General features: G+C 68.9%; 11 protein-coding genes. 6 read left to right on the top strand and 5 right to left on the bottom strand.

Going from position 1 to position 13954, the window contains the following annotated elements; all coding sequences use genetic code 11:
* Positions 1–34 precede the first annotated feature (34 nt).
* Positions 35–1396 carry a M48 family metallopeptidase gene (locus HOP12_11055; protein ID NOT34692.1) on the top strand — a complete coding sequence of 454 codons (1362 nt, stop codon included), beginning with the start codon at positions 35–37 and terminating at the stop codon, positions 1394–1396.
* On the opposite strand, the gene HOP12_11060 is transcribed toward HOP12_11055, so the two are convergent.
* The 4 genes from HOP12_11060 to HOP12_11075 form a co-directional block, all read right to left on the bottom strand.
* Positions 1388–3232, bottom strand: coding sequence for an alginate lyase family protein (locus HOP12_11060; GenBank protein ID NOT34693.1), 1845 nt, complete (start codon positions 3230–3232; stop codon positions 1388–1390). The two genes, HOP12_11055 and HOP12_11060, sit on opposite strands and share 9 nt — an antisense overlap.
* Entirely contained in the window at positions 3229–4338 is a 1110-nt protein-coding gene (locus HOP12_11065) for a glycosyltransferase family 4 protein (GenBank protein NOT34694.1), read from the bottom strand. The genes HOP12_11060 and HOP12_11065 overlap by 4 nt, the downstream gene beginning before the upstream one ends.
* A gap of 99 nt (positions 4339–4437) precedes the next feature.
* Positions 4438–6996 carry a T9SS type A sorting domain-containing protein gene (locus tag HOP12_11070; protein ID NOT34695.1) on the bottom strand — a complete coding sequence of 853 codons (2559 nt, stop codon included), beginning with the start codon at positions 6994–6996 and terminating at the stop codon, positions 4438–4440.
* A gap of 46 nt (positions 6997–7042) precedes the next feature.
* The gene (locus HOP12_11075) at positions 7043–8215 is read right to left on the bottom strand and encodes a prolyl oligopeptidase family serine peptidase (protein NOT34696.1); all 1173 of its coding nucleotides are present in this window, start codon (positions 8213–8215) and stop codon (positions 7043–7045) included.
* A 151-nt stretch (positions 8216–8366) separates the two neighbouring features.
* On the opposite strand from HOP12_11075, the gene HOP12_11080 reads away from it, so the two are divergent.
* Positions 8367–9038: an HAD hydrolase-like protein gene (locus HOP12_11080; GenBank protein ID NOT34697.1), complete on the top strand. Its 672-nt coding sequence runs from the start codon at positions 8367–8369 to the stop codon at positions 9036–9038.
* Between the two features lie 32 nt (positions 9039–9070).
* Here HOP12_11080 and thrH read toward each other — a convergent pair whose 3' ends face one another.
* A complete protein-coding gene (gene thrH, locus HOP12_11085; GenBank protein NOT34698.1) occupies positions 9071–9700 on the bottom strand; it encodes a bifunctional phosphoserine phosphatase/homoserine phosphotransferase ThrH in 630 nt (209 codons plus the stop codon).
* Between the two features lie 150 nt (positions 9701–9850).
* Between thrH and HOP12_11090 the strand changes: the two genes are divergently transcribed.
* The 4 genes from HOP12_11090 to HOP12_11105 form a co-directional block, all read left to right on the top strand.
* Positions 9851–10348: an Lrp/AsnC family transcriptional regulator gene (locus HOP12_11090; GenBank protein ID NOT34699.1), complete on the top strand. Its 498-nt coding sequence runs from the start codon at positions 9851–9853 to the stop codon at positions 10346–10348.
* Entirely contained in the window at positions 10345–11697 is a 1353-nt protein-coding gene (locus HOP12_11095; protein NOT34700.1) for an L-lysine 6-transaminase, read from the top strand. The genes HOP12_11090 and HOP12_11095 overlap by 4 nt, the downstream gene beginning before the upstream one ends.
* 10 nt (positions 11698–11707) lie before the next feature.
* Complete coding sequence (locus HOP12_11100) at positions 11708–13288, top strand: MBL fold metallo-hydrolase (GenBank protein ID NOT34701.1); 1581 nt, start codon at positions 11708–11710, stop codon at positions 13286–13288.
* On the top strand, positions 13285–13954 hold a 670-nt coding region (locus HOP12_11105), incomplete at its 3' end, for an EamA family transporter (protein ID NOT34702.1). The genes HOP12_11100 and HOP12_11105, both read left to right, overlap by 4 nt.

A 13954-nucleotide genomic window follows, 5' to 3' on the forward strand; every position in this document is an offset into this window, starting at 1 on the left:
CAGCCTCCGGATCCTGGCCCTGGCGGCCGGCCTCGTGCTCGCCGCCTCCGGACTCGCCGCGCCGGTCCGCGCGCAGGCGCCGTTCGATTCGGTGCTCGACCGCCCCGCACTCGCCGACTCGAGCGCACGCGACTCGATCGATCGCGACTCGACCACGGTCGACTCGACGGCACTCGCGATCCCGTCGCCTCCACGCTTCGACCCGATCGCGCAGCTGCGAGCGCAATTCGTCGGCGACACGCGTGCCTACGCCAACCTGCGCGTGCTCATGTGGCTCATCGGGCCGCTGTGGGCGCTCGCGGTGCCGCTGCTGCTGCTGTTCTCGGGCGCCGCGACCGCGATGCGGGACGTCGCACACGCCCTCGGCACTTCGCGCTGGGTTCGGGTGCTGGTGATGCTGACGCTCTACGTGGTCGTGGCGGGAGCGCTGACGCTGCCGGTCACCTGGTACGTCGATCACGCGCTCGAGCGGCAGTTCGGGCTCACCGATCAGTCGACGCTCGAGTGGTTCGTCGAGCAGCTCAAGTCGACCGGATTCCAGTTGGCACTGTTCGGCGTGGTCCCTCTGTTGTGGCTGCTCTATCGCACCATCGAGCGCAGTCCGCGGCGCTGGTGGCTGTGGCTCGGCGTGGCGACCGCACCGCTCATGGTCGCGGGTGCGCTGCTCGAGCCGCTGGTGTTCGATCCGATGTTCAACCGTTTCGAGCCGCTCGGAAACCACGGGCTCGAGCGTCGCATCGTGCGGCTCGCCGAGCGCGCGGAGATTCCGGCGCGCCGCGTGTTCGTGGTCGACAAGAGCGAGCAGACCCGCAAGTACAACGCCTACGTGAACGGCTTCGGCGCCTCGCAGCGAATCGTGCTGTGGGACACCCTGCTGCGCGGCATGTCCGAGGACGAGATCGCGTTCGTGATGGCGCACGAGATCGGGCATTACGCGCTCGGCCACATCTGGAAGGGCATGGCGATCACGTTCGCGATGGCGCTGCTGGCCTGTGCCCTGCTCGCCGCGCTGTGCGGCCTCGCGCTCCGCCGCTGGGGCGAGCGCTGGGGCATTCGCGAGCTGTCGGACGTCGCCTCGCTGCCGCTCCTGGTGTTCGCGATCTCGCTGTGCGCATGGGTGGCGCAGCCGCTCGCGAACGTCCTCTCGCGACGCGTCGAGCGCGAAGCCGACGCGTTCGCGCTCGAGCTGACGCGCGATCCCGACGCCGGTGCGCGCACGTTCCTGGCACTCGCGGCTCAGAATCGCTCGAATCCCGAGCCCGCGCCGATCGTCCGCTTCCTGCTCTACACGCACCCGACCGCGATCGAGCGCGTGCGCCTCACGCTCGAGTACCGACCGTGGGAGCAGGGTCGCGCGAATCTCTACTTTCACGGACCCGACGAACCGTCACGCTGAGCCGAGCTCGATCGAGACGCTCGCTTCGGACCCGGTGAACGCGGCATCGAGGCGCTGCGAGGCGACGCGACGGCGATAGCCGGGTGCGAACTCCGCCGCTTCGACCCGCCACGGCTCGAGCCCTTGCGCTTCGAAGCGAGCGACCGTGCGGCCGACCTGCACGCGCACGCGCGTGCCGTCGAGCGCAACCGTGGCGCCGGGGCCCAGCGGAAGCGAGAGCCGCGCATCGCGTCCTGTCACGTGATCGGTCCAGCGCAGCCGCGCGGGCTCGACGGTCAATTCGCGCCGATGGCGCTCCCCGCTGTGCCACACGCACTCGTCGACATGCGTGGTCGCGCGCCGCCCCCACAGAAACGGGCCGAGCATCTGGCTCTGGCTGCGGCCGCCGAAGTGAACGGTCGCGTGAGCGGGGGTGGAGCGACAGCGATCGCGCGCATCGGGGTCTTCCTGATACGCGAACGTGCCCGGGTCGACGATCACGCGATCGAGGCCACGCGTCACGGTGATCGAGAGCGCGTCGGCATGGCCGTGCGCCGCCAGGCGGCCGAGCCCGAGCGGCCCGTGATCGAGTGTCACCACCGTGCCGGCGTGACGCCACACGGTGTAGCCACCGGCCGCGAACTCGTGGCGGCCGTCCGGTGCGTTCGAGGCCGGCCGGGTGCGCCCGATCAGCACCTGGGCGAGCGCCGGTGCGCGATCCGAGAGCGATGGCGCGTCGAGCCACGCGGCGAGGGCCGCGCCCACCAGATCCACACGGCTCGCCCGTTCGTCGGCGAGCAGGATGCGGCCGTCGTCTTCGTCTCCGATGCCCGGCAGCGTGCCGTCCTCGAGGCGCATCACGCGCGCGAATTCGAGCGAGGCCGCGAGGCGCTCGCGCACGGGGGCGGGGGTCTCGTAGCCGGCCGCATCGGCGAGCACGAAGCTCGTCAGCAGCAACTCCCAGACGAACGGCAGATATCCGAAGGCCTGTTCGGCGGGCACACCGTCGGGGTGGATCTGACGCAGCGTCTCCTGCACCAGCCCGCGGTGGCCCGCGCGCAAAAGCCGCGAGCCATTTCGAAGGCTCGGAAACGCCGCACCGGTCACCGTCATGGCGGCGTACTCGGCGATCAGGTGGTTGTTGGCACTCGAGCCGAGGCTCAGGTGATCGCGGCACTGCAGCGCCTGCTGCGCGATCAGTCCGAGTGCCGGCGCGAGTCGCGTGGCGTCGGACTGCGGTTCGAGCAGCGCGAGTGTGGCGCCGTGCGTCAGCGTGCGGATCGCCTGCTCGATGCCGCTCGTGTGGTGAATGCCGTGCCCAAGCGGATGACGCGCGACGAAGTCCTCGAGCCACCGTTGCGCGCGAGCGCCGAGTGCGCGATCGCCGGTCGCGCGCGCGGCGAGCCCGAGCGTGAGCATCGAAGCGCCGCGGCCCAGTTCCCAGCACCCCTTGACGCCGCCGGCCACGTCGCCGCGGCGATAGTCGATCGAACGACTCGGCGCGTCGGGCCAGCGGCCGGCGCCGAACGGATCCGCATTCCAGTCGGGCGGATCACCGATCGTGACTTCGGCGCCGAACAGTGTCGCGCGGCCGTGCTCGAGTCGCCGCGCGGCTGCGATCGTATCGGCGAGCACGGCCTGCGATTCCGGGCCCGCGCGCGTCGCATGGCTCCACCTTGAGCTGGCGATCGCTTCACCGGCGCGGCCTTTGAAGAGCTTCGAGAACGCGGCGCCCGGCGACCATCGAGTGTAGGCGGGCGGAGCGACCCGCTCACGGATTGCGCGTGCGGTGCGTGTCGCGATCTCGCCCGGCTCCATGGCGCCGAGGCGTCGGAGCGCCCAGCCGAGGCCGCTCATCGCGCGGAGTGCCCGCTCGCCAGTGCGAGTTCTGCGTCGACCGCGTTCGCGACCCGTTCGGCGACCCGGTCGGGATGAAAGGCCGCGATGTCCTGGTTCAGCTGACGCGCGTAGCGCAGGCGCTCTTCGGGAGCCCGCGCCAGTCGCGCGAGCGCGGCATCGAGTGCCGCTCCGTCTCGGGGCGGCACGAGCAGGCCATTCACCTGATCGCGAATCAGATCGGGAATGCCGCCGACCGGCGTGGTGACGACCGCCAGGCCGAACGCACCGGCCTCGTACAGCACCGCGGGAATCCCCTCGTTGTAGCTCGGCAACACGAACGCGTCGTGGCGCCGGAACTGATCGTAGAGCGGCTCACCGGTGAGCGGGCCGGTGAAGGCCACGGTGTCGAGCGCCAGCGCCTGCGCGTGCTCGAAGGCGAGCTGCAGCTCGCCCGGCGCCTGAGCGGGCCCGACCACGGTGAGCGAGAGTTCGATCCCGTTGGCGCGCAGGCGTGCGAGCGAGTCGAGCAGGTCGAGGATGCCCTTGCGCCGACCGACCTGCCCGACGAACAGCAGCCGCGGCAGCGTGTCCGCGCGTCGCGACCGGATGGCGTCTCCCGCCCGCTCCAGCACTTCGCGGCGGAAGGTCGAGGGGCACACCTCGATCGGTTGCGTGATCCCGTACTCGACGAACGGCGCACGCCAGCGCTCGCCGAGCACCAGCAGGCGATGGAACTGGGCGAAGCCGCCGCGCACCAGTCGTCCGCCGAGGCCACGCCGCGCGAGCTGGTCGGCGATGTCGCCCGCGTGCTGGTGGCCGATCACCCGCGCGCGCGATCGCCGCGCGATCCAGCCGAGTCCGGCGTCGCGCAGGAATCCCGACCAGCTTCCCGAGATCGCGATGTAGGCGACGTCGGGATCGAACCCGGTCACCGCTCGCGACATGCGCGCGAAGTGTCGCGTCGCCCACACGAAGTTGCCGGCGTCGAAGCGACCCTGCGTGTCCTTGGGGCGACCCTTCGTGATGTCGCAGTGACGCACGTCGAAGCGCGCCAGCACCGGAGATTCGAGCAGCGCCTGGGTGAAGGTCTCGACCCCGCCGATCGGAGGGGGGAGCGGGCCCACCACCAGCAGACGCGGACGCGCGCGAACCGTCGAAGCGGACGGCTCGCGCGCGCCGGAGTGGATGGCGGGTTGCGGGGACTCGGTCGTGATCGGATTCCTTCAGTGAATGACGGCGAAGCGTTGCGTGCGTACCCCGGAGTCGGTCACGAGTCGCGCGAAATAGATGCCGGCCCGCACCCGTTGCGACGCTTCGTCGCGCAGGTCCCAGCCGTACACCCAGCGATTCGCGTCGTAGTGGCCGTTGGCCAGTTCGCGCACCCGTCGGCCCTGCAGGTCGATGATCTCGAGCCGCACCCGGGTCGCCTGCGGCAGCGTGAACGCGAGCGAAACCCGCGCGGCCGCCGGGTTCGGCGCCGGTGCGGCGAGTTCGAGCGTGCCGGCACGCGAGTCGCCGACTGCGGTCGGTCCCGGCTGCGCGGCGGGGTCGTAGAGGTAGACCTCGATGTTGTCGAGGTTCAACCCGTCGTTGTTGGTGTTGCCGTCGGAGACGCTGCGGAAGCGCACCCACACGCGCTCCGAGTAGGATTTCCCGGCATACAGCGACAGATCGGTCCAGTCGTCCGCCCATAGGGTGCGCGAGCCCTGGATCACCGGACCCGCCGCGGGGATCGCGGCTCCCGTCACGCCACGCGACGGCACCGCCGCGGTCGACGGCAGGGCGATCCAGTTGATGCTGTCGGACGAAGCCTCGATCAGGCCGCCGTCCCAGCGCGATTCGTAGACCCACTTGGAACGATGACGAACCCAGGCGTGCAAGCCGTTGCGCAGGTCGAATGGAAAACGCGTGCGGAGCCGGAAGTCCATGTTCGACGGATGCGACGAGTTCGGCGAATCCGAGAAGTAGGTGCCGGGCGGGCCGGTCTCGAGCCCCCAGCCATTGGCGATCCACGAGCCGAGTCCGTCTTCGCCGGGGCTCGCGAACAGAATCGTCGGCACACCCGAGACGATGGTGAGCGTGTCGCGCGACAGCACGCCGTCCGAGGTGCTGAACGCGATCGCGAACTGAAGTGCGCGTCCCGGCGTGACGGTGTCGTCGACCGAGACCTGGAACCAGTCGGTGCTCGGAATGCCGGGCGGTGTCGCTGCGAGACTCGCGACGATCCCGATGTCCATCACCGGCTGGAGTACGTTGGCGCCCGCGGTGAGTGAGCTCAGCGTGCCGGTCACCGCGCTGCCGCTCGAGGCGAGCCCGACGTTGGTGGCCTGCACCAGCAGCCGCTTCGAGAACCCGGCGGGCAGGAAGCCGCCCTCGACGGTATGCGAATCGATCTGCAGGTAGGGCCCGCCGATCCCGAGCACGTAGTAGCACATGCGCAGGTTCTCGTCGGCGAGCGGAGTGATGCGCGAGGGCAGCGGCCAGAAGCCGTCCTCGGGCGATCCCACCTCGGGCGTCCAGGTGAAGCCCTTGGGCTTGGCGACCACCTCGCCGTAGCACCAGTCGTTGAACTCGCCGTTCACTTCATAGAGGAAGCGCGGCGCGAGCCCACCGGTGTAGCCGTTGGCGATCGTCATGTCGTCGGTCCAGCGCTGGAAGAGCAGCGAGTCCGGCGTGGCATTCAGCGTCCATCCCCACGGATGGATGTGCAGATCGCTGTAAGTGTGGAACGACATGCCGGTCAGCACTTGCTTCGAGATCACCAGATTCATCTGCGCCTGCGTCTCGGGCTCGGAGCCCGCCGAAGGCCCACGGTAAGTGTCGGAGCTCTGCGAGCCCGACGAGCCGAGGTTGTTGAGGCCCCACTTGTAGGGGTAGTTGCGGTTCAGGTCGACGCCGTCGGTCGAGGTGTTGAAGGTGCCGCTGTTGTTGTTGTCGCGCTGGTTCTTCCGCCAGAAGTTGAACGAGCCGGTCGCGACCCAGCGATCCTCGTTGTACTTGTAGCCATCGGGATTGACGACCGGACACACGTAGAGCCGCCGATGCGCGAGCAGGTATTGCACGTGCGCGTCGGTCGGGTAGCGCGCGATCAGATCGTCGACGAAGCGAACGATCGCCTGCATGCCTTCGGGCTCGCGCGCATGCGTGAGCGCGCTCAGCAGCGTCACCGGTCGCGGATCGGGTCCCGGTCCGGGCCACGCGCTGTGAATCGCGAGTCCCCAGATCGGGCGCCCCATCACCGTGGTGCCGACCGTGTCGACCTTGTCGGCGATCACATTGCCGGGATCGCTCGCGACCCAGTCGTCGAGCTTCATCTTGATCTCGGCCAGCTTGTAGAAGCCGCCGAGCCCGCCGAAGCCGAATGCCGGTGCGGCTTCGAGGCGGTACTGGCCATCCGAACGCGCGGCACTCATGACCAGCTTGTCGGCCGGGCGCTTCAGCCGCGCGAAGTCGGCACGCGTGCGATGTCCCAGGGTTGCGCCCGGGGTCGCGTCTTCGACCTGGGTGGCGATGCCGAGTGCGGCGAGGCGTTCGGCGTCACCCGGCCACTCGAGCACCAGGATCGCGTCGTGGCGCGGGGCGGGCAGCACGTCGAATCCGAGCTGCGAGAGCCGTGCGGCGGTCACGCGATCGCCGCGCACTCGCAGCAGGCGCGGGTCGGGGTTTTCCGCAGCGAAAGCCGGCAGCCAGGCAAAGCCCAGGAGCAGTGACGAGAACACGACGAGCAGCGACCCACGCCACCGCGCGTCTCGCGGAGTGTGGGTGGCGGGCAAACGGTGCATGCGAGCCTCCTGCGTCGAAAAAGGACGCGGGAAGTCTAGCACGAGGTCAGCGCCGGGCGACGATCTTCTCGTGAATGAAAACGATCGCGAAGCTGCTCGAATCCTCGATCACGCCCCCGCGTCCGGCGCCGAGTTGTTCGGCGAATTTCACGTCGGACTTGGTCGAGCGCAGCGCGGCTTCGTAGGTTTGCGCCTGCGACATCGGAACCACCGAATCGATCGGGCTGTGAACGATCAGCACCGGGGCGCGAATGCCGACCGCGTCGTTGATCGCCGAGGCGAGCCTTCGCGCGGGGCTGCTCGCGCCGATGCGCGCATCGATCGCCTTGCGCAGCTCGGCCGACTTGGTCTCGGTGTAGATGCTCTCGTAGTCGAAGTAGCCCTCGGTGAGCACCACCGCCGCGAGTGCCGTGTCGGTGGCGGCGACGCGCGCGGCCGCGGTTGCGCCACTGCCGATTCCCCACAACGCGATGCGCCGCGGACTCACGTGACGCGTGGCGCGCAGCGTGTCGAGCGCGGCACGGATCGCGGCCTGCGTGACCGGCCCACCCCAGTCCGGTTCACCGCTCGACATTCCGAATCCCGGCGGGCTCACGAGGATCACGGAGTAGCCCATCGCGACCAGGTTCGCGCCGGTCGGGAGCAGGCGCCGCGCGTGGCTGTCGTCGCCGCTCACGATCACGATGCCGTGTCCGAGTCCCGATCCACCGCCGCTGCCGTCGATCTGCACGAACTCGATCGATTGACCGGCGACGCGCACCAGGCGGCTCGGGTTCTGCCGCGAAGTCGGACCCGGATGCATCATGAGGATGCGCTCGGTGGTGAGCCGCTTGCCGCTGCTCAGGTGCGAACTCATGCGCAACACCAGTCGCGCGCTGTCGCACACCGCATTGCCGTTGTAGGCGAACGAGATGCTGTCGCCACCCGACACCGTGGCCTGCTGGCGCATCGCGATATTGAGCGGCATGCGGCGGACGCGCGGCGTGCGAGTGGTGCCGGGATCGAGTACGTGGACGTCGCACACCAGCGAGTCGACGAAGAGGCCGAACTCGAGCGGGTTCACGATCTTCACGCTGAAGCGCCAGCGGAAGTCGATGGTCGCGCGCTGCGGTGCGTCGGGAACCACCAGTCGCGGCGCATCGTTCGCGGCGTGCACGGTAGCGAGCGAGGAGCCGAGGATCACGAGCGCGAACAGCGACGCCAGCCACGTGTGGCGCACGAACACCTCCGGATGACTTCGAGGACCGGCGCGGCGGGAATGAGCGTCGCGTCCGAACGAGCTGAAGGAAGGGGAGAGCAGGCCGAAATGCTAGCATGGCCCGCCGCGCACCAACCACGGGAGAATCGTGAACGGAACCGCTTCGAGAGCCTTGATCTGGCTGTTTGACATCGACGGAACGCTGCTGTGGACCGATGGCGCCGCGCGCGAGGCATTTCGTCTCGCACTGCGAGAGGAACGCGGCATCGACGACGATCTCGCCACCGTCCCATTCGGCGGCCGCACCGACTCGCTCATCCTGAAAGACGCGCTCGCGCAGCACGGCGAGACGGCGACGCCCGAAGAGGCCGAGCGATTCTGGCAGCGCACCAGCGCACACATGGAGCACCTGCTCACGCCCGAACGCGGGCGTCTGCTGCCGGGAGTCGTCGCACTGCTCGATCACGTGGCGGCGGAGCCCGACTGGACGCTCGCGCTGCTGACCGGCAACAGCCGCCCGATGGCGCGCGTCAAGCTCGAGCACTTCGGGCTCACCGATCGCTTCGCGTTCGGCGCGTTCGGCGATGAAGGCCCGAACCGCGATGCGGTGGCGCGCCTCGCAGTCGAGCGCGCACGCGATCGCCACGGCGTGTCACCGGAGCGCTGCATCGTGCTCGGCGACACCGAGCACGACATCACGTGCGCTCGTGCCGCCGGGGCGCACGCGGTGGCGGTCGCCACCGGCCAGCGCGATCGCGCATACCTGGCGCCGCTCGGCGCGGACCTGCTGCTCGAAAGCTTCGAGCCCGCCACACCACTGCTCGAGTGGGCGCGCCGGCTCTAGTCGCGGTTGTGGAAGCGCTGCTCGAGTGAACGCTACTCGGTCGCTTCGACCGACCGGGCAGCGGCGCTGAGGATGCGCAGCGCGTCGTCCAGGTTGTCCGTGCTCGGGGCGTCGGGGAACCGCTCCTTCAAAGCCGCCACCGGGCGGTAGAGCAGCGGGTGGTCGCAGTTGGCGAGAATCGACATGTCGTTCAGGCTGTCGCCCATCGCCGCGACCGTGAAGCCGGCGGCGCGAAAGCCCGACACGATGCGCTCCTTGCGCCCCCGAATGCGCAGCCGAAAGCCAACCACCAGCCCGTCGCCGTCGACCTGAAAGCGGTTCGCGAACAGGCTGTGGCCGCCGAGGCGCAGCGCCATGGGCTCGCCCAGCTCGTGAAAAGTGTCCGAGATGATCACCACCTGCCCGAGCTGACGCAGGCTGGCCAGGAACTCGCGAGCACCCGGGAATGGCTCGAGGGCGCCCGCCACCCGCTGCAACTCGGCGAGCGGGACGCGGGCGGCCCGCGTGGCCGCGACCCGGCGGCGCATCAGCGCCTCGAAGTCGGCCTCGTCTCGGGTGGTCAGCGACAGCTCGGGCAGACCGAACGACTCGCCCAGCGCGGGCCATATTTCGGGTGCGAGCACCCCCTCGAGATCGATCGCGAACACCATAAGGCGCAGCACTGTATCACGTTCGGCTGTCGATGGCCCGACAGGCTGCCCGCCGAACCGGATATGGCAGAGCTGGCATTCAGCAGACTACGGTTCAGACAAAGTCACGCATTGCCGAATAATAGTTGACGTAGTAGACACTCACCGAATAATCTACTGCCCATGCTCGCAGCGACGAATGCCATTCAGCCACTCGACTCCAAGGACCGTCGGATCCTGCTGCTGGTTCAGCGGGACGCCAAGATGGCCCAGTCGGAGATCGCGCGCCGGGTCGGACTCTCGACCGCGGCGGTCAACGAGCGGCTGCGCAAGCTCGAGAACGCGGGCTTCATCCGCCGCTACACCGCGGTGGTGGACGCACGCGCCCTGGGGCTTTCGGTCACCGCCTTCGTCGAAGTGTTCATCGAGCATCCGCGCTTCGAGCCCGCGTTCATCGAGCGGGCGCTGAGCCTTGACGAAGTGCTCGAGTGCCATCACATCACCGGCGAGTTCTCGCTGTTGCTCAAGCTGAGAACGCGCGACATGGAATCGCTGCAGCACCTGCTCATTCACCAGCTGAACGCGCTCGAAGGCGTTCGGCAGACCCGCACCGTCATCGCGCTTTCGACCAGCAAGGAAGAGAGCCTGGTCCCGACCGGTGTGACCGAGGAGAAGCCATGACTCCGAACCCGAAGCCCGCGATCACGGCCAACGACGTGCACGCCACGCTTGCGCGTCACATGCTCGCCGATGGCTACGACATGGTGCTGGATCTCGAGAAGAGCCGCGGCCGGCGTCTGTGGGACGCGCGCAATCAGCGCTCGTACCTCGACCTGTTCTCGTGCTTCGCCACACTGCCGGTCGGCTTCAATCACCCGGGGCTCGAGGAGCCGACGTTTCGCGCCAAGCTGATGCGCGCGGCCCTCACCAACCCGAGCAACGCCGACGTCTACACCGTCGAGATGGCCGAGTTCGTGGCCGCATGGGAACGGTATGCGATGCCCGGCTACCTGCCGCATCTGTTCCTGATCGCGGGCGGTTCGGCCGGCGTCGAGAACGCGCTCAAGGCTGCGATGGACTGGAAGGTGCGCCGCAACTTCGCGAACGGCTCCAAGACCGAGCGCGGGCACCAGATCCTGCACTTCCAGGACGCGTTCCACGGGCGCGGCGGCTACACCGTTTCGCTCACCAACACCGCGGATCCGAACAAATACCAGTACTTCGCGCGCTTCGACTGGCCGCGGGTGCCGAGTCCGGTGCTGCGCTTCCCGATCGACGCGGCCGAGCTGGAGCGCGTCTCACGCGCCGAGGCCGAATCGCTGGCCGCCATGCGCGCGGCATTCGTGGCGCACCGCGACGACATCGCCGCGATCCTGATCGAGCCGATTCAGGCCGAGGGCGGCGATCATCACTTCCGCCCCGAGTTCCTGAGAGCACTCCGCACGCTCGCCGATGAGAACCAGGCGCTGCTGATTTTCGACGAAGTGCAGACCGGCATGGGCCTGACGGGTCTCATGTGGGCGCACCAGCACGACGACGTGCGCCCCGACCTGCTCGCGTTCGGCAAGAAGACCCAGGTGTGTGGCTTCATGGGTGGCGGGCATCTGGACGACGAACCGCAGAACGTCTTCAAGGTGTCGAGCCGCATCAACTCGACGTGGGGCGGCAATCTGGTCGACATGGTGCGCTGCACGCGCTATCTGGAAATCATGCACGACGAAAAGCTGGTCGAGAACGCGGCGAACCTCGGCGTGGAGCTGATGAAGGGTCTGCACAAGCTGCAGGCCGAGCTGCCCGGCGTGCTCAGCAACACGCGCGGCAGGGGCTTGATGTGCGCGATCGATCTGCCGGACGGAGAGATGCGCAACGCCGTACGCGGGCGCATGTACGAACTCGGCGCGGTGGTGCTGGGTTGCGGCACGCACAGTCTGCGCTTCCGCCCGCCGCTCGACGTCACCGCGGCGGAGCTGAACGAAGGACTCGAGCTGTTGCGGCGCGCCCTGCAGGACGTGGCACTCAAGAGCGCGTAGTCTGCGCGGCATGAACGCCCCGGGCGCACCGCTCGCAACCCGACACCGCGCCGCCGCCGTCGTGGTGCTGGTGCGCGGCGCCGCACACCTGCTCGAGACCTTCTGGGTCAAGCGCGCCGACACGCTGTCGTTCATGCCCGGGTTTCGCGCGTTCATCGGCGGCTCGGTCGATGCCGAAGACGCCGAACTCGTGGTGGAAGGGGCCGAAGGCACCGACGCGCTCGAGCGTGCCTGCGCGATTCGCGAGACCTTCGAAGAGGCCGGCGTGCTGATCGGCGTCGCCAATCCGGGCACGCTCGAGCAACTCGCCGAGGCGCGCACGCGACTGCTCGTCGGTGAGGCGAGCTTCGTGCAACTCGCGCGCGAACACGGCTGGCGATTCCGCGCCGACGCGCTGACGTGCGTCGGCCGCTGGATCACGCCGCCATTCGCGCCGGTGCGCTTCGAGTCGCCGTACTTCCTCGCGCGCATGCCCGCGGGTCAGCACGCCGACATCCGCGTGGGTGAGCTGGTCGAGGGCGACTGGATCACCCCGGTCGAAGCACTGGGGCGCTGGCAGAGAGGCGACGAGACGTTCGCCGCCCCGATCCTCTACACGCTGGTCGCACTCGCTCACGGCGACGCCGGTATCGAGGAGTTGATCGCGGAGAGCGCCGAGACCATGGAGCGTCCGGTCCAGCGCATCGAGCTCAAGTGGGGCATCGTCATGGTGCCGCAGCTCACGCGTCCGCTGCCGCCCGCGACCCACACCAACGCGTACCTGATCGGCGAGCCCGAGATGGCGCTGGTCGATCCCGGCAGCGACGATCCCGAGTCGTTGCGGCAGTTGTTCGCGGTGATCGATGCGCTGGTGCAGGACCGGCGCAAGCTCAAGCTGGTGGTGCTCACGCACCATCACCCCGATCACATTGCCGGACTCGCCGCGGTGCGCCAGCGCTTCAAGGTGCCCGTGTTCGCGCACGCCGAGACCGCGCGTCACTTGAAGGTCGACGCGCTCGTGAAGGACAGCGAAGTGATTCCGCTGTTGCCCGGCGTCGGCGGTGACTGGAACCTCGAAGTGCTGCACACGCCGGGTCACACCCGCGGACACATCAGTCTGTTCCACCGCCGCACCGGCTCGCTGCTGACCGGCGATCACATTCCGGGCGGCAAGGGCACCGTGATCATCGATCCGCCCGAAGGTGACATGGGCGACTACCTGCGATCGCTCGAGCGACTTCGTGCACTGCCGGTCACCACACTGTTCCCGGGACACGGCGGACCGCACGGCGCGGCACAGCTACGCATTCGTCAGTTGATCGAGCACCGCCTCGAGCGCGAGCGCAAAGTGTTCGCCTCCCTCGAAGCGCTCACGCAGGACTCGGGCGCCACGCTGTCAGAGCTGGTCGAAGTCGCCTACGCCGACACGCCCCGCGAGCTCTGGAGCTACGCCGAGCGCTCGTTGCTCGCGCATCTGCTCAAGCTCGAGCAGGACGGACGTGCGCGCCATGCGGACGATCAGTGGCGACTCGCGGCCGCGCAGGTGCCAGCGCCCGCGAAGTTGGTCGAAGACTCGCCCGCGTCGGCGCGCGCCACCCGCCGCCGCAAGTGAACTTCTCGATCGCGGGAGCGGTGTGCTCGTCGGTGCTGTTCGGCGCCGCCGACCTGGTCGGAGGGCTCGCCGCGCGCCGCGATCGGGCGATGCGCGTCACGTTCTTCTCGGGACTGGGTGCCATCGCGGTGCTGCTCGTCGCGTTGCCATTCTCGCATGGAACCCCGACGCAGTCCGACTATTTGTGGGCGCTCGCGGCCGGAGTGTGTGGGGCGGCCGGCGCCACACTCATCTACAAGTCGTTCGCGCTGGGGCCCGTGAGCCTCGCCTCGCCGGTGTTGTGCACGCTCGGGCTCATCGTGCCGGTGGTCGTGGGGCTGTTCTCGGGCGAGCGACCGTCGCTCGCACAGTGGCTCGGGATCGCGGTCGGGCTCGGTGCGCTGCCGTTGTTGTCGCTCGCGAACGAAGGAAGTGCCGGCCACACGCGCGCACACCTCATGAAGACGCTCTATGTGGCGAGTCTCGCCGGTCTCGTGGTCGGCTGGTTCCTGGTCTGCGTTGCTCGCATCGGTCCGCACGCCGGCTTGCTGCCGCTGGTGGCGGCGCGCGCAGCAGCGATGGCGATCCTCGCTCTGCTGCTGATCGCCGGTCGCCACTCGCTGATGCCTGCGCGCGCCGCGCGCGGCTGGTCGCTTGGCGCCGGCGCCAGGTTGACGAGCGCCGAAA

The organism is Candidatus Eisenbacteria bacterium, assembly GCA_013140805.1.
In the GTDB taxonomy this organism is placed as follows: Bacteria; Eisenbacteria; RBG-16-71-46; order RBG-16-71-46; family RBG-16-71-46; genus JABFRW01.

Bases quoted from the DNA above. Each gene is read 5' to 3' on its own strand.
- HOP12_11060 (NOT34693.1), bottom strand. From the start codon at position 3,232: ATGAGCGGCCTCGGCTGGGCGCTCCGACGCCTCGGCGCCATGGAGCCG.
- HOP12_11070 (NOT34695.1), bottom strand. From the start codon at position 6,996: ATGCACCGTTTGCCCGCCACCCACACTCCGCGAGACGCGCGGTGGCGT.
- HOP12_11090 (NOT34699.1), top strand. From the start codon at position 9,851: ATGCTCGCAGCGACGAATGCCATTCAGCCACTCGACTCCAAGGACCGT.
- HOP12_11095 (NOT34700.1), top strand. From the start codon at position 10,345: ATGACTCCGAACCCGAAGCCCGCGATCACGGCCAACGACGTGCACGCC.
- HOP12_11100 (NOT34701.1), top strand. From the start codon at position 11,708: ATGAACGCCCCGGGCGCACCGCTCGCAACCCGACACCGCGCCGCCGCC.